23 protein-coding genes are annotated in these 20,387 nt (G+C 33.5%); 14 read left to right on the top strand and 9 right to left on the bottom strand.

Features of this window, described 5'->3' with window-relative positions:
• Window positions 1-108: 108 nt before the first annotated feature.
• The 9 genes from EG348_RS02410 (at window position 109) to EG348_RS02370 (ending at window position 11,394) form a co-directional block, all read left to right on the top strand.
• Window positions 109-2,040, top strand: coding sequence for an LTA synthase family protein (locus EG348_RS02410; RefSeq protein ID WP_123980340.1), 1,932 nt, complete (start codon window positions 109-111; stop codon window positions 2,038-2,040).
• 151 nt (window positions 2,041-2,191) lie between these two features.
• Complete coding sequence (locus EG348_RS02405; RefSeq protein WP_123980338.1) at window positions 2,192-2,608, top strand: DUF2147 domain-containing protein; 417 nt, start codon at window positions 2,192-2,194, stop codon at window positions 2,606-2,608.
• Between the two features lie 284 nt (window positions 2,609-2,892).
• Window positions 2,893-3,873, top strand: a complete 981-nt coding sequence (locus EG348_RS02400) for a pyruvate dehydrogenase complex E1 component subunit beta (protein ID WP_054510417.1) — start codon at window positions 2,893-2,895, stop codon at window positions 3,871-3,873.
• A 116-nt stretch (window positions 3,874-3,989) separates the two neighbouring features.
• Window positions 3,990-5,984 (top strand): KUP/HAK/KT family potassium transporter, encoded by a 1,995-nt coding sequence (locus EG348_RS02395; RefSeq protein WP_123980336.1) that lies wholly within the window; start codon window positions 3,990-3,992, stop codon window positions 5,982-5,984.
• 68 nt (window positions 5,985-6,052) lie between these two features.
• Window positions 6,053-6,526 (top strand): Fur family transcriptional regulator, encoded by a 474-nt coding sequence (locus EG348_RS02390; RefSeq protein WP_047399628.1) that lies wholly within the window; start codon window positions 6,053-6,055, stop codon window positions 6,524-6,526.
• Window positions 6,527-6,529: 3 nt separating this feature from the next.
• Entirely contained in the window at window positions 6,530-8,278 is a 1,749-nt protein-coding gene (locus tag EG348_RS02385) for an OstA-like protein (protein ID WP_123980334.1), read from the top strand.
• A 477-nt stretch (window positions 8,279-8,755) separates the two neighbouring features.
• The gene (locus EG348_RS02380) at window positions 8,756-9,931 is read left to right on the top strand and encodes an aspartate aminotransferase family protein (RefSeq protein WP_123985004.1); all 1,176 of its coding nucleotides are present in this window, start codon (window positions 8,756-8,758) and stop codon (window positions 9,929-9,931) included.
• 189 nt (window positions 9,932-10,120) lie between these two features.
• Complete coding sequence (locus EG348_RS02375) at window positions 10,121-10,507, top strand: START-like domain-containing protein (RefSeq protein ID WP_066755352.1); 387 nt, start codon at window positions 10,121-10,123, stop codon at window positions 10,505-10,507.
• A 77-nt stretch (window positions 10,508-10,584) separates the two neighbouring features.
• Window positions 10,585-11,394, top strand: coding sequence for an aminotransferase class IV (locus EG348_RS02370; protein WP_410494135.1), 810 nt, complete (start codon window positions 10,585-10,587; stop codon window positions 11,392-11,394).
• Window positions 11,395-11,725: 331 nt separating this feature from the next.
• Here EG348_RS02370 and EG348_RS02365 read toward each other — a convergent pair whose 3' ends face one another.
• Complete coding sequence (locus tag EG348_RS02365) at window positions 11,726-12,274, bottom strand: YqgE/AlgH family protein (RefSeq protein ID WP_123980332.1); 549 nt, start codon at window positions 12,272-12,274, stop codon at window positions 11,726-11,728.
• Between the two features lie 24 nt (window positions 12,275-12,298).
• Here EG348_RS02365 and pdxH point away from each other — a divergent pair, with 24 nt between their 5' ends.
• On the top strand, window positions 12,299-12,940 hold the full coding sequence (pdxH, locus tag EG348_RS02360) for a pyridoxamine 5'-phosphate oxidase (protein ID WP_123980330.1): 642 nt from the start codon (window positions 12,299-12,301) through the stop codon (window positions 12,938-12,940).
• 68 nt (window positions 12,941-13,008) lie between these two features.
• On the opposite strand, the gene EG348_RS02355 is transcribed toward pdxH, so the two are convergent.
• Window positions 13,009-13,323, bottom strand: coding sequence for an HU family DNA-binding protein (locus EG348_RS02355; RefSeq protein WP_054510404.1), 315 nt, complete (start codon window positions 13,321-13,323; stop codon window positions 13,009-13,011).
• Between the two features lie 398 nt (window positions 13,324-13,721).
• Between EG348_RS02355 and panD the strand changes: the two genes are divergently transcribed.
• From panD to EG348_RS02335, 4 genes are all read left to right on the top strand, one after another.
• Window positions 13,722-14,072 carry an aspartate 1-decarboxylase gene (gene panD / locus EG348_RS02350; RefSeq protein WP_029294648.1) on the top strand — a complete coding sequence of 117 codons (351 nt, stop codon included), beginning with the start codon at window positions 13,722-13,724 and terminating at the stop codon, window positions 14,070-14,072.
• Window positions 14,073-14,075: 3 nt separating this feature from the next.
• Complete coding sequence (locus EG348_RS02345; RefSeq protein ID WP_123980328.1) at window positions 14,076-15,104, top strand: lysylphosphatidylglycerol synthase transmembrane domain-containing protein; 1,029 nt, start codon at window positions 14,076-14,078, stop codon at window positions 15,102-15,104.
• Window positions 15,105-15,286: 182 nt separating this feature from the next.
• Entirely contained in the window at window positions 15,287-15,862 is a 576-nt protein-coding gene (locus EG348_RS02340) for a TerD family protein (protein WP_123980326.1), read from the top strand.
• A gap of 2 nt (window positions 15,863-15,864) precedes the next feature.
• Entirely contained in the window at window positions 15,865-16,533 is a 669-nt protein-coding gene (locus EG348_RS02335) for a TerD family protein (protein WP_123980324.1), read from the top strand.
• Window positions 16,534-16,560: 27 nt separating this feature from the next.
• Here the strand turns inward: EG348_RS02335 and EG348_RS02330 are convergent, their stop codons facing one another.
• The 7 genes from EG348_RS02330 to EG348_RS22055 all read right to left on the bottom strand — a co-directional run bounded on the left by EG348_RS02330 (window position 16,561) and on the right by EG348_RS22055 (window position 20,366).
• Window positions 16,561-16,995 carry a GNAT family N-acetyltransferase gene (locus tag EG348_RS02330; RefSeq protein ID WP_228414824.1) on the bottom strand — a complete coding sequence of 145 codons (435 nt, stop codon included), beginning with the start codon at window positions 16,993-16,995 and terminating at the stop codon, window positions 16,561-16,563.
• Window positions 16,996-16,999: 4 nt separating this feature from the next.
• Window positions 17,000-17,521, bottom strand: coding sequence for a 3'-5' exoribonuclease domain-containing protein (locus EG348_RS02325; RefSeq protein WP_123980322.1), 522 nt, complete (start codon window positions 17,519-17,521; stop codon window positions 17,000-17,002).
• A gap of 110 nt (window positions 17,522-17,631) precedes the next feature.
• Entirely contained in the window at window positions 17,632-18,228 is a 597-nt protein-coding gene (locus EG348_RS02320) for an NAD(P)H-dependent oxidoreductase (protein WP_123980320.1), read from the bottom strand.
• 79 nt (window positions 18,229-18,307) lie between these two features.
• Window positions 18,308-19,126 (bottom strand): helix-turn-helix transcriptional regulator, encoded by an 819-nt coding sequence (locus EG348_RS02315; RefSeq protein WP_123980318.1) that lies wholly within the window; start codon window positions 19,124-19,126, stop codon window positions 18,308-18,310.
• Between the two features lie 36 nt (window positions 19,127-19,162).
• Window positions 19,163-19,783 carry a hypothetical protein gene (locus EG348_RS02310; RefSeq protein WP_123980316.1) on the bottom strand — a complete coding sequence of 207 codons (621 nt, stop codon included), beginning with the start codon at window positions 19,781-19,783 and terminating at the stop codon, window positions 19,163-19,165.
• Between the two features lie 114 nt (window positions 19,784-19,897).
• Window positions 19,898-20,197: a hypothetical protein gene (locus tag EG348_RS02305; RefSeq protein WP_123980314.1), complete on the bottom strand. Its 300-nt coding sequence runs from the start codon at window positions 20,195-20,197 to the stop codon at window positions 19,898-19,900.
• Between the two features lie 4 nt (window positions 20,198-20,201).
• Window positions 20,202-20,366, bottom strand: coding sequence for a YqaE/Pmp3 family membrane protein (locus tag EG348_RS22055; protein ID WP_410494145.1), 165 nt, complete (start codon window positions 20,364-20,366; stop codon window positions 20,202-20,204).
• Between the last annotated feature and the right edge of the window lie 21 nt (window positions 20,367-20,387).

The raw sequence follows: 20,387 nt of genomic DNA, 5'->3' as shown, positions 1-20,387 counted from the left end.
AAATTAAAACAATAAATCAGTTTAACAATGTAACAATTTAACAATGTACTAGTAATTGTTGCAGTGGTAGATTGTTAAATTGTTACATTAATTTGGTAAATTTGCCGGATGAAATTTTTTAAAGAATTTAGAAAACAGGAAGTTCTGGTACTTTTATACCGGATTTTTTTAGCATACTTTTTTTATCAGATTGCAAGATTTTTATTTTGGTACTTTAATAAAGAACTGATAAAAGTTGATTCTGTTTCAGATTATTTCGGCCTGGCATTTCATGGGATTGCGTTTGATACAACGGCGATTTTATATGTGAATGCACTGTTTATTCTGTTAAGTTTGGTCCCGATTATCATCAATACCAAGAAAGTGTATCAAAAAGTACTTTTCTGGCTATATTTTATAACAAACGGAATTGCTTATGCGATGAATTTTGGTGATTTTGTTTACTTTAAATTCGCACAGACGAGATTAACGTCGGCTGCATTTCAGGTGGCGCAGCACGAATCCAATATTTTTAAAGTTTTTACGGCTTCGATCATTCAAAATCCTTTTATATTAATTTGGTTTATCGTTTTGATGTGGCTTTGGATTTTCCTTTACAAAAAAGTGAAAATTGAAGAACGTAAGCCTGTAAAATTGGTTCCTTACTTTATTTTATCCGTTGTTACGCTTTGTTTAACGGCTGTTTTGTGCGTTGGCGGAATCCGTGGAGACTTCAAACACAGTACAAGACCAATCAATTTGGTGGATGCGAACCGTTTTGTGAAAATTCCGTCACAGGGAAATCTTGTTTTGAACAGTACTTTTTCGTTTTTTAGAACATTAAATACGAATAGTTTTAAGGAAGTTCATTTTGTAGATGAAAAATTTATTGATGAAAATATTCAGCCGTATAAAATGTATGACAGAAAGGTTGCAAACAAACCTAATATCGTCATTTTTATTGTTGAATCTTTCAGTAGAGAATATTCCGGAGCTTTTAATCAAAATACAAAAATAAAAGATTACGTTTCTTACACGCCGTTTATCGATAGTTTGGCGAGTCAAAGTTTGATTTTTCCTAATACTTTTGCGAACGGAAGACAGTCTATTCACGGAATGAGCAGTGTTTTGGCAGGAATTCCGAGTTTGACGGATGCTTTTACGAGTTCGCCATATTCAAATCAAAAAATACAGTCGATTGTTTCAATTTGTAATGATCTGGGTTACGATACTTCTTTCTATCACGGGGCTCCGAATGGTTCAATGGGTTTTTTAGGCTTTGGAAATATTCTTGGGTTTAAACATTATTTTGGAAAAACAGAATACAATCATGATGAAGATTTCGACGGAATGTGGGCAATTTGGGATGAACCATTTTTGCAGTATTTTGCTAAAAATGTAGGAAAAACACAACCTTTTATGGCAACTGTTTTTACTGCTTCTTCTCATCACCCTTTCAAAATTCCTGAAAAGTATAACGGGAAATTTAAAAAAGGAACGAATCAGATGCATGAGCCTATGCAGTACACTGATTATTCAATTAAAAAATATTTTGAGACTGCTAAAAAACAACCTTGGTATAACAATACTATTTTTGTTTTCACGGGAGATCATACCAACGAAATTTATTATCCGGAATATCAAAAAGCAATGAATCGTTTCGCTGTTCCTATTATTTTGTATTCTCCAAATCCTGAATACAATTTAAAAGGTGTAAATCCTGAAGAAGCGCAACAGATTGATATTTATCCAACTTTAGCTGATCTTATCGGTTATAATAAAAGAATTAGAAGTTGGGGAAGAAGTTTGGTGAGTGATAAAAAATATCCTGCAATCATTGCGAATTCAGACGGAGGGGTAGAGCAGTTCATTATTGGGAATTATATTTACCGTTTTGATGGTAAAAACGTAGTTGGAATCTTTGATAAATTAGATTTAGGCTTAGAAAAAAATCTTATGGATCAATTAAAAAGTAATCCGGAAGTACAAAAAGGGCAGGAGATCGCCAAAGCTTGGTATCAGGATTATATGGATAAGGTGATTAACAGAAAACTGTATTAGCGTTTAACCTGTGTTTAATTCTGAAAATTGGTACATCTATTGTTATATATGCCAAGGATAATAAAAGTTTTTGTTTGTTTAAAATTAATTTATATTTTTAGCAATGAATAGACAACAGAAATATTTTATTTGAATTAAAACTATAAGAAATATGAAAAAATTATTATTAACATTGGCATTTTCTCTATTTGGCGTTTTATCTTTTGCTCAAATTGAAGGTAAATGGAAAACAATAGACGACGAAACAAAACAAGCGAAATCTATTGTAGAGATCTATAAAAAAGGAGATCAATATTACGGAAAGGTTTCTCAATTGTTGATAAAGCCGGCAAATCCAAACTGTACTGAGTGTAAGGATGACAGAAAAAATAAACCAATTTTAGGTTTGGAAATCATCAGAGGTTTGAAAAAAGACGGAGATGAATTCACAGGAGGAACAATTACAGATCCAAAAACAGGGAAAACTTACAAGTGTACCATCACAAAAAGCGGAGATAAACTGAATGTGAGAGGATATGTAGGAATATCTTTAATGGGCAGAACTCAGACTTGGCAGAAAGTTAATTAATCAAGTTTAAATAAATTATAAAACGGCATTTCATTATTGGAATGTCGTTTTTATTTTTTAAGAGTTCGCCATGAATAGTGATAAATTTTTATTCATGATATATAAATTGACATATTGCTTAATACTCTTTGATCTCAAGAAAAATTACAAAGAATTAAGCAAAGTAGAAGAAAACTAGGTTAAAATAAAATTAATAAAGCGATATTTCATTCAATGAGATGTCGTTTTTGTTATGTTAATAATAAAAAAACACTATTTTTGTAGTCTAAATTTTTCAAATAAATATGGCAGAATATACTTTTCGTGAGGTAATTGCGCAAGCAATGAGCGAGGAAATGCGTAAAGACGAATCCATCTTTTTAATGGGGGAGGAAGTTGCAGAATACAATGGTGCGTATAAGGCTTCAAAAGGAATGTTGGATGAATTTGGTCCTAAGAGAGTAATCGATACACCAATCGCTGAGCTTGGTTTTACAGGGATTGCCGTAGGTGCTGCAATGAATGGGAACAGACCAATTGTTGAGTATATGACGTTCAATTTCTCATTGGTAGGTATTGATCAGATTATCAATAACGCGGCGAAGATCCGTCAGATGAGTGGTGGTCAGTGGAACTGTCCAATCGTTTTCAGAGGTCCTACTGCTTCGGCAGGTCAGTTGGGTGCAACTCACTCTCAGGCTTTCGAAAACTGGTTCGCAAACGTTCCTGGTCTTAAAGTAGTCGTTCCTTCAAACCCTTACGATGCTAAAGGATTGTTGAAAACAGCTATTCAGGATAATGACCCTATCATTTTCATGGAATCTGAGCAGATGTATGGTGATAAAATGGAAATTCCTGAAGAGGAATACTATTTACCAATCGGAAAAGCAGATATCAAAAGAGAAGGTACAGATGTAACTTTAGTTTCTTTCGGGAAGATTATGAAGTTGGCTATTCAGGCTGCTGAAGATATGGCGAAAGAAGGAATTTCTGTTGAGGTTATTGACCTTAGAACAGTTCGTCCTTTAGACTTTGATACAATCCTAACGTCTGTAAAGAAAACAAATAGATTAGTTATTTTAGAAGAAGCTTGGCCGTTTGCGTCTATTTCTTCTGAGATTACCTATATGGTACAGCAGAAAGCATTTGATTATTTGGATGCTCCAATCAAGAGAATTACTACTCCTGATGCACCTGCTCCGTACTCAGCTGCATTATTTGCAGAATGGTTCCCTAAGCTTGAAAAAGTAAAAGAGGAAATCAAAAATGCGATGTACGTTAAATAGATATAATAGAAAAAAGCTTCCGAAAGGGAGCTTTTTCATTTATTCTATGCATGAAGAAATGTGCTTAAGGTCATAAATTTAGTATAAATTTGCGCACTTAAAATAAATAAGCTGATATGGCAGAAGTTACAGAAGGTGGTCATCATTTTGACATTAAAAAACTTTCTTTTTTTGGAGTTCTAGTTTCTTTAGGAATTGTTTTCGGAGATATTGGAACATCACCGCTTTACGTAATGAAAGCAATTGTGAATGCAAGAGGTGCAAGTAGCACTATGCCTTTCAATGAATACATAGAAGGAGCGCTTTCTTGTATCATCTGGACCCTTACTCTTCAGACGACCGTAAAGTATGTTATCATTGCCTTGAGGGCAGATAATAAAGGTGAAGGAGGGATTTTGGCTTTATTTTCATTAGTTAAAAATCTTAAAAAAGGCTGGCTCTATCTCGTAGCAATTGTTGGGGCTGCCGCATTGGTTGCTGATGGAGTGATTACGCCTTCGCTTACCGTAATGTCGGCGATTGAAGGTCTTGAAATTTACAATCCTCATACACCTGTTGTTACGATTACCATTGGTATTCTTATTTTAATCTTTGTAGTACAGCAATTTGGAACAAGCCTTATCGGAAAATTTTTTGGACCTGTAATGGTTATCTGGTTTTTGGTATTGGGAGGTTTAGGATTATCACATTTAACTGAAAATTTTGAAATTTTAAGATCTTTCAATCCATATTACGCTTACAAGCTTATCGCAAATTCTCCGAGTGCCATTGTTATTCTTGGTGCTGTTTTCCTTTGTACAACTGGGGCAGAAGCTCTTTATTCAGATTTAGGACATTGTGGTGCTAAGAATATCAGAGTGAGCTGGGCTTTCGTTAAGATTATGCTTATTTTAAACTATTTGGGGCAGGGAGCTTGGCTTTTAGCTAATTATGGAAAACCAGGTTTCTCCGTAATAAACCCGTTCTTTGGAATTATGGAGGAGTGGATGATTGTTCCGGGAGTAATTTTAGCGACCGCAGCAGCAATTATTGCAAGTCAGGCGTTAATTACCGGTTCTTTTACAATCTTTTCTGAAGCAATGTCTCTTAATTTATGGCCTAATCAAAAAATTGATTATCCTTCCGGAGTTAAAGGACAAATGTATATCCCAAGAATCAATTGGGGACTTCTTATTCTATGTGTCATTGTAGTACTTCACTTTAGAGAATCGGGCAAGATGGAAGCTGCTTATGGCCTTTCTATTACGGTAACGATGTTGATGACGACCATTTTATTAATGTTCTGGCTACTGAAACATAGAATAAATAAAGGGTTGATCCTTGTTTTTGCTTTGGTTTATATGTCGATCGAATTAGGATTCTTTAGTGCCAATATCATCAAATTCTTCGAAGGAGGTTGGATTACGGTTATCTTGGCAGGATTCATCGGAATTTGTATGTACGCTTGGTATAACGGAAGATTAATTAAAACCAAGTTCATCAATTTTGTGAAAATAGACAGCTATGTTTCTATCATTAAAGATATGAAGCTGGACGAAACGATCCCTAAATATGCTACCAACCTTGCTTATCTGAGCAGAGCTAAAAGAAATGATGAGGTAGAATCAAAAATTATCTATTCTATCATCAAAAAACAGCCGAAAAGAGCAGATCATTATTTTATTTTAAGTATTGTAAATCAGGAAGATCCATTTACATTTAAATATACGGTTGATGAAATTTTACCAGGGACGGTTTACAAAATCAATTTTCTTTTAGGATTTAAGGTAGACAGAAGGATTAATGATTATTTCAGTATGGTTTTAAAAGATCTGATGGCAGATGGAACGATTCCTTCAAAAAGCAGTCACCCTTCTCTTAGAGCTCATAACATCCCGCCGGATCTGAAATACGTAGTAATAGACAATACCTATATCAACGATATACTTTTAACAGTTAAACAGAAAATTACTCTTAATATTTACAACTTTGTGAAATATATTGGGAGTGACGATTTCAAATCTTGGGGTGTTACCTCTCACAACGTGGTTGTAGAGTCTGCTCCTATTACTGAACTAACAGTTTATGACAATAAAATTGAGCAGGCTGAATTTTTAAGACATAACAGTTAAGATCCTTTAACAGAATAGTCTGATATTTATTTAAATAAAAATCGATAAATTTGTAGATAATTTTTTTAATGGATACTTTACAGAAAGAAAAAAATATTGCCTTAATAAAAGATGTTTTAAGAAACTACTTATTAGAAAAGGGTTTCAGAAATACACCTGAACGATATACAATATTAGAAGAGATTTATAATATGGATCATCACTTCAATGTAGATGATCTGTATCTTCTCATGATGCAGAAGAAATATCATGTTTCTAAAGCCACAATTTACAATACAATTGAGATTTTCCTTGATGCAGGATTAATCCGTAAACATCAGTTTGGAGAAAAAACATTGACCTCTTCTTCTTACGAAAAGTCTTATTTTGATAAGCAGCATGACCATTTGGTGATCTACAAAAAAGACTCAGACAAAGAAATAGAGGAGATCATAGAGTTTTGTGATCCAAGGATTCAAGGTATCAAAGAAGCAATTGAAGGAGCATTTGGCGTAAAAATTGATTCTCATTCGCTATATTTTTATGGCACCAAGAATGATTAATCAATGAGACTGATTTTTTTTCTATTAGTTTTTATTTCAACGATTACTTTTGCGCAAGACAAACAAAAACCTGCGCAAAGAGATCCGTATTTACAAAATCCAATCAAAAACCCACAAAAAGTTCAGCAAGCAAAGCCTGAAGATAAGGTAAAGATCATCAATGCCGATGAAATTATTAAGGATCCTAAAATGTATGAAGGAAACCGTTACATGAAGGGTAATGTGAAATTAGAACATCAAGGTTCTATCCTTACTGCTGATGAAGTGATTTTATACGATGAAGAAAATTTTGTAAAAGCAATAGGTAATGCTAGACTTCAAAACCCGGATGGTTCTGTAATTACTGCAGGCGAGATGGAGTATGATGGAAACACTCAAAAAGGGGTTGCAAGAAAAAATGTAATTCTCACCGACCCAAAGCAGACCATTAAAACAGAAACTCTGTACTATGATAAGATGGCCAATCAGGCTTATTTTAATACAGGAGGTACCATTTCTGATGCTCAGAATACGATGTATACAAAATCTGCAACCTATTTTTTGGATACAAAACTGATAGATTTTGTGGGTAATGTGAAAATTGACAGCCCTGATTATATCATTGATGGCGATAATATCAAACAAAATCAGGTTACTAAAGTTGCTGAGTTCTTCGGGCCAACCACAATTACCAATCGTGCAAATCCCAAAAATAGAGTTTATACCGAAAGGGGTACTTACAGAATGAACACGAAAGAAGCTTTTCTAAATAAAAATTCTAAGATTTTTTATAATGATAAGATCTTGACAGGTGACGATATGTATTTCAACCAGCTTACAGGTTTCGGAAAAGCAACCGGAAATGTAACTTTAGACGATCCCAAAGAAAGAAGATGGATAAAAGGCGGTTACGGAGAGATTTTTGAAAAGAAAGATTCTGCGATGATGACCAAAAATCCTTATGCAGTAAAAGCTTTTGAAAAAGATTCAATGTATTTTGCTGCAGAGAAGATTATTTCTTTCCAGAGACCGGATTCTGCAGATATTAAAAAGAAAAAAAGCTTCTTGCGGGCTTTCAGAAAAGGAAGATTTTATAAATCTAACGCGCAGGGAAGAGCAGATTCTATTGCCTTCAACGAAACTGATGGCATTATGCACATGTACACAAAGCCAATTCTGTGGAGTGGAATAAAACAAGTAACCGGAGATAAAATTGAAGCCTATTTCAATACTGAAAATGAAAATATTGATTCTCTAAAAGTTATCGGAAATGCATTTGCGATCAGCAAAGTTGATTCATTAAATTTGAAAGATGAATTTAATCAGGTGAAAGGTAGATTCATGACAGTTCACTATCAGAATAATGATATTAAAGAAGCTACGGTAATAGGAAATGCACAGGCAATAAGTTACGCTGATGATGTTGATCAAACTACAAAACAACCAGAAAGAATTGGGATCTCCCTTACTTCTTGCGGAATTATTGATGCTCTATTTGAAGAAAAAGTGATGCAGATCGTTTCCTGTAATATCGGAGCGACTTCAGATACTTATCCAATGAGTAAAATTGAGCCTTCCAAAAGGAAATTTCCGGACTTTAACTGGAATACCAAGGACCGTATCAACAAATGGCAGGACATATTGGTAGACACACCAAATAATGAAGAAATAAAGTACGAAGCTGAAAGTTCACTTTATGATAAAGCTCAAGAAGCCATAGATAAAGAAAAAGCAAAAGAAGAAGCTAAAAAACCAAAACGTACCCGAAAATAATCAACTGATACAAAGACGAAAGTCTTAAATCTGAAAAAAAACATCTGTTTTCTACTCGAAAATGGATGTTTTTTTTTGTGAAATAAGTATGGATTCAATTTTTTTTTAATCATGTTATTCAACACTGTGTGAATGCGAAGTATTCATCATTATCAGGTTTCTGATTAGTATATTTTTATTTCACATCAAATTGAGATTAATTATTGATATTTTTTGATGTTAAAGTTTGAGTTATTCTTATTATGAATGAAATTATTTTATATATTTAATGTATTGGAAATATGCTTTAAAAGGCATCTGACCTGAATTATTTCTAATTTTTTTTTTTCACTGTGATTGTGAAAATACATATTAATATTTTGTGATTTGGTGGATCATCCTTAATGAAAAATTAGGGATGATTTTTTTATTCTATCAGGATAATTTCGGGTTTTCATGAATGTTTTTTAGCTTTGCTGAAATTTTTCTACAATGGAAATACAAAAAGATTTTTTTACATATCAGGCACAGACAACAAAATTTGCAGCTGGTTTTGAGGTTGAAAAAGCAGAAGGAAGCTATATCTTCGGAAGAGACGGAAAAAAATACCTTGATTTTGTGGCAGGAGTTTCTGCTAATACTTTAGGACATTCTCATCCTAAAATTGTGAATGCGATCAAAGAGCAGGCGGATAAATATCTTCATGTAATGGTTTATGGTGAATATGCTCAGGAAAAACCTGTCGCATTGTGTAAATTATTAGCTGAAGCTACCCCGAATCCTTTAGAAATTACTTATTTAGTTAACAGTGGAGCAGAAGCCATCGACGGAAGCTTAAAATTAGCAAAAAGATATACAGGAAGAGAGGAAATTGTCTCTTTTAAAGATTCTTATCACGGAAATACGCACGGAGCTTTAAGCGTTTCAGGAAACGAAAATCATAAGAGAGAATTTCGTCCGTTATTGCCGATGGTTTCGTTTATTGAATTTAATAATGAAAATGATTTTGATAAGATCACCGAAAAAACTGCTTGTGTAATTCTGGAAACAATTCAAGGGGCGGCTGGTTTTTTAGTTCCAAATGATTATTATTTAATTAAATTAAAAAAGAGATGTGAAGAAGTCGGAGCTCTTCTAATTTTAGATGAAATTCAGCCCGGATTCGGAAGAACAGGGAAATTATTCTCTTTTGAGCATTTCGGGATCGTTCCGGATATTCTGGTAATGGGAAAAGGAATGGGAGGCGGAGTTCCTGTTGGAGCTTTCATGAGTTCGAGAGAAATTATGGAATCGTTGTCTCACTCTCCAAAATTGGGTCATATCACGACTTTTGGAGGGAATCCTTTGATCGCTGCAGCGAGTTATGCAACTCTAAAAGAAGTTTTAGACAGTGGTTTAATGAGTGAAGTGCAGGAAAAAGAGAAATTATTCAGAGAACTTCTAGTACACCCGAAAATTAAAAATATTAACGGAAAAGGATTAATGTTAGCCGTAAATCTGGGCTCACCAGAATATACTTTGAAAGTTGCGAAAAGGTGTATGGATAAAGGTCTCATCGTTTTCTGGCAATTATACAGAAATGAATATTTAAGAATCTCACCACCATTAACGCTTTCTCTTGATGAGATCAAAAAAGGATGTCAGATTATTCTTGATGTTTTAAACGAAAATTAATAATAAAGACTCTTCTGGTATGAAGAGTTTTTGTGTTTTAAGGGCTTAAAGTATCACTTTAAAAACAATGTTAAACGCCCATTTAATTTCTGTGATAAATATCATGAAGATTATACAAAAAAGTAAATACATTTTTGTGTAATAAAAAAATTAATTTATATATTGCGGGACGATTAAAACAAAGATTATATGGCTAAACATAAAGTCCATTACGAATTTCCAATGCATTGTCTTTCAGAGATTTTATATGAATATCTGGCGACTGCAGAAGGGTTGTCTGAATGGTTTGCGGATGATGTAGTAGAGAAAGGTGACGATTTCTTTTTCAGTTGGGGTGGAGGTCCTGAAGAAAAAGCCACTTTGATCAGATACAAGCCTGAAGGCTTCGTTCGTTTCAGATGGGAAGAAGATGAAGGAACTAAGCATTTCTTTGAAATGACCATTACTATTGATGATATTACCGAAGATTTGGCCTTAAATATTACAGATTTCTGTGAAGAAGGTGACGAAGAGGAAAATGCAATGTATTGGGAAAATCTTATTGAAAACCTTAGAATTAAATTAGGTGCAGCTTAATATAAGCTGTATTAAATGATAAAACTGATGAACGATTTATCGTTCATTATTTTTTTATAAATAAATCAGATCAGACATTGGAAAATCAATATTTTACATCAGACGAATTATATGTAAAGAATAGGGCGTTTCTTATGGGCGACGCCGTAAAGGTTTCTTTTTTTGTGAGAGAAGGAAAACTCATCATGGATGAAGAATGTTATTTTTATTTGATGGCTTCCATGAGAAAGATGCGGATGAATATTCCGCTGACGTATACGTTGGAATTTTTTCAGTCGCTTTTTCAGAAAGATATTATTGAAGGAAAGGGAATTAATAACGGAATTATTAATTTTCAGGTTTTTAGAAATTCAGACGGAATTACATTATCCAAGTCATCAGTTTCTTATTTTTATGAAGTTGATGAAATGGATGATATTCTTTCGGTTCATGGAAGACCTTTGGAATTAGATATTATTAAAGAAATCAACGTTAATAATAATTTACTGAGCAATATCAGAGTTCACAGCCCGGAAAATATCTATGGCGGAATTTATGCTCAGGAAAATGATCTTGATGATGTGATCCTGCTTAATCCTAATAAGAGAATTGCGCGTTCAACATCAGGGAATTTATTATTCTTGGAAGGTAATGCTATTAAAGTTCCGAAACAGTCTGAAGGAGCTTACATTTCGCCTTTATTGGAAAATTTTGTTACTTTTTTGCATAAAAATAACCTTGCCGATACGCAGGAACACGAGATAATCGCATTTGAATCTCAAAAGGCCGAAGAAATTTTAATGATCTCTGACGAAAAGGGCATATTTTCTGTAGGTAAAATAAGAAATAAGACTTTTGAAAATTCTCGCTTTTTAGAATTAGTGGAAAGCTGGAAGAAAAGTTTTTAAATTGACAAACCCGGTAAACAACAAAAGTTCCAAAGTCCTTTACCGGGTTTTATTCTGAATAGATCAGAATTTGTATTGTTTAGTAATTCACTGGATTATTTTCCATGAATTATTGAGCAATTTTTTTTGCTTATTTAAATTTTCGTCTTGTTTTAATAGGAATAAGAGCAACATTTACTCTTGGAAAGAAAAATAAAATAAGGTTTGTAAGTACTTTCATTTTCTTGATTTTGGTTTATCAAATAACGGAAATATTTTCCTATAAATTGGTTAAGAGAATCTTAAAGTTTGTTAATGTTTTAAGTCTCCTTAATTAGAGTAATATTATGCTTTAATTCAACGAAATATCTTCAGGAGAATTCGCCCAAAGAAGATACTCACCACCTAGGTTTTGCATGATAGATTTCCAAAGCGTTTGATCATTTGGTAGTGTATAGTCTAGATTATATACATCAACCACCGTCCACATTTTCTTTTGAACCTCTTTATCCAACTGCCCGGCAGACCAACCCGAGTATCCGGAGAAGATCTTGACGTCGTCAATATTCAGGTCACCGCTAAGAATAGAACTGATAATATTCTCAATATCCTCAGTCAGATAAAAATCATCAGAAATAATAGAATACATCTCAGTTACCTTTTTGCCTTTTACAATAAAGAAAACTTTGTCATTTTCCACAGGTCCGCCGTCATAGACCTCAATTTTGAAGTCAAAAAAGTTTTTGAACTTACTACTCATCTGTCCATTTTTTTTGTTTAATATCAAGCCAAATGCACCGCTTTCGTTATGTTCAATAACAAGTACTACAGATCTGGAAAAAATATCGCCGGAAATGTCTGGTGTGGAAATTAATATTTTACCTTTGTATGAGTAATTCATACTCAAATTTAATAAAAAATATTTATGGAAAACCTGCACGACAAAAGAAAAGTGTACGAGAAATCCCAACTTATTGAAAGTGAGATAAAACAAAATCCGATAGAGCAATTCAGAGATTGGTTTTTGGAAGCAAGCGAAAATCCTACTATTTCTGAAGCCAATGCAATGGCAGTTTCAACCGTAGAAGATGATGGATGTCCGCGTACAAGGATGGTTTTGCTGAAAGCGTATACATTTGAGGGTTTTATTTTTTATACCAACTACGACAGCCGAAAAGGAAAAGCTATAGAACAGAATCATAAAGCCTGTTTACATTTTTTCTGGCCAAATCTTGAAAGACAGATCATAATAAAAGCAGAACTGGAAAAGATTGCGGAGAATTTAAGTGATGGGTATTTTCATTCAAGACCAAAAGGAAGTCAGCTCGGAGCGGCAGTTTCACCACAAAGTCAAATTATCCCTAACAGAGAGTTTTTGGAAGAAAAATTAAAAAACCTAGAGAAAGAGTTTGAGAACACTGAAGTTCCAAGGCCTGAGAACTGGGGCGGTTACATTGCAAAACCTTATGAGATCGAATTTTGGCAGGGAAGGCCCAACAGACTTCATGACAGAATTATCTACATATTAGATGATCTGGATTGGAAAATTTCCCGTCTGGCACCATAAACCTTAAAATTTAAGCATAAAAAAACCTCATCTATCGGTGAGGTTTGAATTTTTTATAATCTGAATGATTATTTTTTCTTCTTAGCAGCAGCAACAGGAGTGTTGGCAGTAGCTACAGCAGTAGATAAATCAGCTCCAGCTTTGAATTTAGCAACCGTTTTAGCTTCAATATTGATAGGCTTTTTAGTTGCAGGGTTAATACCTTGTCTAGCCGCTCTCTCAGCTACTGAGAAAGTACCAAATCCTACTAAAGAAACTTTTCCGTCTTTTTTCTTTAAAGTAGTAGTTACATTACTGATGAATGATTCTAAAGCAGCTTTTGCTGCAACTTTAGTAATTCCTGCGTCTTTTGCGATTGCGTCGATTAATTCAGACTTGTTCATAATTTTTAATATTAAAGTTAGTTCGTAATTATAGCAAATATAATACTATTTTCTAATTGTGCAATTTTTTTATGAAAAGTTGTACAATTTTTTTGATTTTGGGTGAAAACAGTTGAAATATGATAATTTGACTTTTCACGCAAAATCTACGTTAGCCGTTACTAAAATCATGCCAAATGCTTATGTGTATTGACTTTAGCAAAAATTTAATATTATTTTCCGTATTTATTAAATCCTGAATTTCGTATAAAGTATTAATGGTTTTGGCGATATGTTTGTAGATTCTGTAAGTAAATTTCAAAAAAAATGTTTTTAATAAAATTAAATGGCTGTGTATCTGCGTGTTTGAAAATCATTAAAAAGCCTGTTTTATTAATTTTTATTAATAAATTTGCAGCATGTTAATAGAAGTTTTTAAGTCAAAGATTCACAGGGTACGAGTTACGGCTTCAGACCTTAATTATATAGGAAGTATTACGATCGATGAAGATCTTATCGAAGCTGCCGGTTTGGTGGTAGGAGAAAGGGTTTATATCGTAAATGTAAATAACGGTGAGCGTTTCGACACCTACGTTATCAAAGGTAAAAGGAAGTCGGGAGAAGTTTGCCTGAATGGTCCTGCTGCCAGAAAAGTTCAGAGAGATGACATCATCATAATCATAGCATATGCTCAGATGACTCCTGAAGAAGCGAAGGATTTTCAGCCAAAGATCGTTTTCCCGGATGAAAAAACTAACCTGCTTACCTAATTCATGGAGAAAAAATCATCAAATCCATTAAAATCAGTAATTACGATTGTAGTTTCGCTCGCATTTGCAGGTTTCTTTTTATGGCTTGCTCTTAGAGGGCTTGATTTTAAAGTAATTCAGAAATCTCTTGCAAAGGCCAATTATTTCTGGGTTGCATTTGCTGCTGTTTTTGGGCTGTTGGCTTATTGGTTCAGGGCTATTCGCTGGAATCTGATGCTGGAGCCTATGGGACACAGTATTTCAACATCCAATTCGCTTTGGTCTATCTCTTTTGGATATTTAATGAATCTTACCATTCCGAGAAGTGGTGAGGTAGCAAGAGCAACTGCTTTATATGGTGTTGAAAAAGTTCCTGTAGACAAATCTTTTGGAACGATTATTCTTGAAAGAGTAGTGGATCTGGTTTGTATGATCGGATTTTTAGGATTAACATTAGCATTTAAATATGATGCCATTCTGTCTTTTTACGAAAATTCAGGAGTTACCATTAATCCAAATAAAATTTTGATTTTCCTTTTAATCTTAATTATAGGAACAGTTTTGTTTTTCGTGTTTAAAAAGAGATTGGCAACCGTTCCATTTTTAGGAAAGATCATCAATTTTATTGACGGAATTTTTCAGGGGTTGACTTCAATATTTAAATTAAAACAAAAAGGAAAATTCATCCTTTATACATTAGGAATTTGGGTTTCGTATTATTTTGCAGCATATCTCGTATGTTTTGCTCTTCCTGAAACTTCAAATTTTACCGTTGCTGACGGCTTTTTTATTATCGTTGTAGGAACTCTGGGAATGATGGTTCCTGCGAGCGGCGGAATTGGAGCTTTCAATCTGGCAATGAAATTTGGTTTCATGGCTTTATTCATAGCAATGGGGAAAAGTGGTGAGCTGGGCGCCGAAATGGGACTTACGTATTCATTTATTTCGCTGCCGTTACAAATTACGATCATGCTTGTCATGGGATTGATCTCGATTCCGATGTTGGCAAAAGCTAGAAATAATGCAGCTGCTGAAAAAGAAATTAAAGGGTAAAATTTATTTAAACATATCTTTAAAAAATATAAGTCTGATCAAATCGATCAGGCTTTTTTATTGTTGATTTTGTTGAACAATTAATTTTCCATAATCTGCAATTTACATAAATTTTTGTCACAAAATATTTTGGAAAATTACTAAATCGGCTTTATCTTAGAGGAAACAACAGAGATATTATTATGGCAATTAACTTACAGAAAGGACAAAGAATTGAAATAGGATTTACAAAAATGACGATAGGCCTGGGATGGGATCCGAATGAAGGTGGAGGATATGATTTTGACCTTGATGCTTCTGCGATCATGATCGATGCCGACAGAAAATTAGTGAGTGAAGAATATTTTGTTTTTTATAATAATTTAAATTCTCCGGACGGAGCCCTTACTCATACAGGAGATGATCCAAGCGGTAAAAACAGCGATGGAGACGACGATGAATCTATTATTGTTGATCTGGAAAAAGTAGATCAGAGGGTAGAAGAAATTTTATTTGTCGTTACAATTGAAGATTTTGAGAGAAGAAAACAAAATTTCGGACAGGTAAGAAATTCATACATCAGAATTATAGATAAGACCAGCAATCAGGAAATAGCGAAATATGAACTCGATGAAGACTTCTCTATAGAAACAGGAGTAGAATTCGGAAGATTGTACAAACGTGGCGGAAGCTGGAAATTTGAAGCTTCAGGGATTGGCTACAGAGCTGATTTGGGTTTCTTTCTTGAAAAATATTATAAAGGACAAATCATAAAATAAATATGGCGATCAATTTACAAAAAGGACAAACAATCAATTTAAGGAAAAATGACCGTGGAGAAAATGTTTATGATCTTTCTACTGTTACGATCGGTTTGGGCTGGGATGTTCGTAAGCAAGGTGGCTTTTTAGGAAGATTATTCGGTAGTGAGCCGGAATATGATCTCGATGCAATAGCCTTTCTTCTAGATTCAAATGGGAAGGTTGCCAATATGGGACAAACCATACAGCGACATGATGGTAAGCAGATTGTTCTTTATCAGGGAGATGTTATTTATTTTAATTCTATGAAACATCCGAGCGGTCAGATCTGGCTGACGGGTGATAACAGAACCGGTGCAGGTGACGGTGATGATGAACAAATCATTGTAAAGCTAGACCAGCTGGATCAACGTTATCAGAAAATTGTATTCGTAGTTTCAATATATCAGGGAAATACAAACAGGCAACATTTCGGGATGATCGATAATGCCTTCATCAGAGCAGTTGATGCCAAAGGAAAGGAAATTACGAAATTCAGTCTTTCCGGAGATGCAAGCTTGAACGGAATGTGCTCGATGGTTTTTGCAGAAGCTTACCGTCATAATGGCGACTGGAAATTCCGCGCTATTGGTGAACCGCATCACACAGATAATTTTATCGATGTTCTTGTGCCTTATACAAATAAATAGATAAAAGTATGCTTTTAGGCATACTTTTTAGTTTGAAAACTCCATGATGTAAGAATGTTCATTTTCCTCAACGATCTTAAAACCTAAGCTTGAATATAAATTTTGGGCTTTATTTGTTTTTAAAACACTTAATATAACACGTTTTTGTGCAGTTTTAGCTTCCTCAATAATATCTTTCAAAATTAGTTTCCCAATTCCTTTTCCCTGCATTTTGGGATGAATTTGAATTTGTAAAACTTCTGTTTTGTCAGATTCTTTATTGAGTTTTAATAATCCGATTGCTTCATTATCTAAAGATATGATATTGGCTTTTTCAAACTGATAAAGCACTCTCTGCAGCGCCGATTCTTCTGTTGTCGGCAGCCCTGAATTTGCATAATGCTCGGTCATGGTTTTCATTCTCAGATCAAGTAAGAAATCGAGGTCGCTTTCTGAGGCTTTTCTGTATTGTAAATTCATCATTTTTCTATTTTAAACCGATCTTCAAACCCATTTCCTTTTTCATATGCAATAAAACTTCGGCATTTCCTCTGGCATCATCAACGGGATGGTGCGTATGCTCTGTTTTACGAAGATGTTTCCATTGGGCAAAAGTATCTTTTTCGAGTCCGCAATATAGGTCGGATAATCTTCTTGAAGAGTATCCAAAAGGATTTCTTTGAATAAAATGATGAAAATACCAGCAGATGAACATCCAGTCGAAACCATTATTATCACTGATGAAAATAGGTCTTCCTTTAGAATTTGTTTTGATCCATTCTTCAAATTTGAGCATCACTTCTTTCGGATCATCAAAATCCATCGTTTCTTCCCTGCTAAATCCTGAAATGGCTAATGCATCAGGATTAAACTGATCAGAAATAGGCTTTAATTTTCCATAAAAAGTAGTCCCCAGATCTTCATCTACAAGAACTGCCCCGAAACAGATCATCGAAAAATCTCCGGGAATCGGACCGTCAGATTCTATATCTACCATAATGTAGCTCATCTTACTGCGTTTTTAGTTTAAATTATTTTATGTCAAACGAATATATTGAAAATTGTCCTCCAAAATCAAATGTTTACAAAAGTTCTGCAAGCTTTTATAGGATTTTATTTTTAAAATAAATTTTTAGAAATTTTTTCCAAATACGTATTTCTGATGTGTTCTTTCCAGATTTCAAGATCTTCCGGAGTCGCTTTATCGGCTTTATCAAAAAAGAAATGCTGATTGATCTCAAAACCGCAGTATGTGAAAATTCCTTTGTCGGAAGTCAGAGAAAGCGCTTTATCCATTCCAATACGTTCGTATTCTTCATTAGATTTTCCGTGGGTGTTAATGATGACGGTTTGTTTATCTGTTAACAAACCTTTTTGAACTCCCTGATCATAACGATACGCAAAACCATAACTGAAAACGCGATCGATATAGCCTTTCATGATTGCCGGCATTCCCGTCCACCAAATTGGGTAAATAAAAGTAATATGTTCTGCCCATGAAATATAGTCCTGTTCTGTTTTAATATCATCAGAAATTTTCCCCATTCTTTGTCCCTGCATATCTTCGAGAGATAAAACCGGATTGTAATTAATTTTGTTTAAATCACGTATTACAATTTCATGTTTTTCAGATTCCAGACTTTCAATAACGGTTTCTAAAAGATAGTGATTTAAACTGTTTTCATTAGGATGAGCGTAAATAATTAAGTGTTTCATTGTTTCTACTTTTTTAATTTTATAGGACAAAAGTAGAGGAGTTGAGGTTGCAAAAATTGTAAGAAAACGAAATGAGCTATTAAGATCTCGGATTGCAGATGTCTTGCTGGAATTTTAAATATTGAGAAGGTGAAATATGTAAGAAATGCTTAAAATCATGGATAAGCTGACTTTGGTCGTAATAATTACATTCACTGATAATATTAAACCATTCAACTTTATTTTGAGCTTCAATCTCTTTTTCAATCATTTGTATAGCTTTAAAAAAACGGTTGTAGCGATTGATTTCTTTAGAAGAATATCCGAATTTTTCCTTTTGTTTAAGCTGAATATTCCGTTCAGATTGATTGGTTTTCTCGGCAATGATTTTAATTGGATTTAAATTTTCATCTTTAAAATTACTTAAAAGCTGACTCGTAAAATCCTGATTTTGCAAATAAGGTTGACAGAAATTGAGAATATGATCGACCTGTTCCTGTGTTGAATTTATTTTTGACAGTTCATACCAAAGATCTGTGAAACAGTTTTCGGTTAAAAGTTCATCAGGATGTACAGCAAAATTATTTGAAATGATGACTTTTCCGAAAAATCTATAAAAAGCATCATCTTCAAAATTAGCAACTAAAATTGAAGCTTTTGGAGGTAAAGTATATTCAAAGGAATGTCTGATAGGGCCGAAAGTAATACATTTATAAACCGAAATGATTGTATTTTCTTTGGTTTTCATAGTTGCACTTTCTCCAAAACAGAACAATAAAATGGTTTGAAAAGTGGGTAATAATGTTTTTGTAACAAGCTGCTGTGAATTGTTTTCAGCAAAGTAGAAATGCGAGAATATACTTTCAAATTCTTTAGGAACTGGAATTTTGAGTTGATTATATTCTGATATTTTGAGCATTAGAATTTCTGAGATGATTTATGTCAAAATAGATTATTAACCATGAAGCTTGATAATAGAACCTTTATAGTATTTCGTAAGATCGTATAAATCAGTAAAATATTTGTAAATATTCATTACAGTATTTTGGTTTTCAAATATCTTTACGTTGGAATTGAATTGAATTTCGGCAAAAGAATACAAGTTTTTATAATCCTGCTTCAAAAAATCAATTGAAATATTTTTATCCTGATTTTTAATTCCGGTGTAAAATATTCCATAGATCAGAAACTCATTAAAGTGTTGGGAATCGACAATGTGATGTAATTTTTGCTTAGAATAATTTTCGTAACCCGAAAGAATCTGCTGAAAATTTACTACATCAGCCGTTGAAGGAATTTCATAAAAAAGATCAATTCCGTTAATGAAAAGCTGTGTTTTTACTTCTTCCCGATCTGTTTTATATTCGTTATTGAACCAAGAGAAAATTTGCAATAACTCGTCTTTCGTAAGGTTTTCAACGGAATCTTTTACTTTGGTTTTAATCAGTTCAAAGCTTGTTTTTTTATCTTCGTTTAAAAAGTTGAGTACATTTTTTTCTTCACGGCAGAGCTTATTGTACAAGTTGATTTTGGCAATAGTAGGATTAGTTTTTATGAAATAAAGTTCTTCTGCCATAGATTTTTGCCAAATTATTTTTATTTAAACTTTTATAATGGCTATTAAAGATACAAAATATGTCCCGACTAAAATTAAAAAATTGATATGCTATACTTATGGATTTTTTTTAAACTAATCTCCATAAGCAATAAGTCCGCTTTTTTCTCTTTCTGCAGTTTCTAATAATTGAGATAACTGTTTCACATCACTATCAGATTGAAGATCTTTAATTAAAATATTTTGACTCATTTTTTGAATAGTCATACGGTCTAATCTGAAATCAGAATAATAATCAAGGTTCTTATCAATGATTCCTTTATTTTGCAAATTGTAAAATGTTTGGTCATCAAGATCTCCCGCAAATTTTAATCCCAATTTTTCGGGGAAACTTGGTGTGGGCTGATCGTCTTTTATAAAATAGAAATCAAGCATTTAATTATTTTTGATTTTCTCGCATTGCCTTGATTAATTTGTCAGTTCGTTTTTCTGCTCTTTCGTTATTTAACGATAAAACAGCCCAAATTGCAGCCGGAATCCAGCCAATTAAGGTAATTTGTAAAACTAAACAAATGATTCCTGTTAGTACTTTTCCTCGAACGATGAAAGATAGGAAGGGTAATAA

It is taken from the genome of Chryseobacterium sp. G0201, from assembly GCF_003815655.1.
Taxonomy (GTDB): Bacteria; Bacteroidota; Bacteroidia; order Flavobacteriales; family Weeksellaceae; genus Chryseobacterium.
This window is presented reverse-complemented; position numbering and strand designations above follow the sequence as displayed.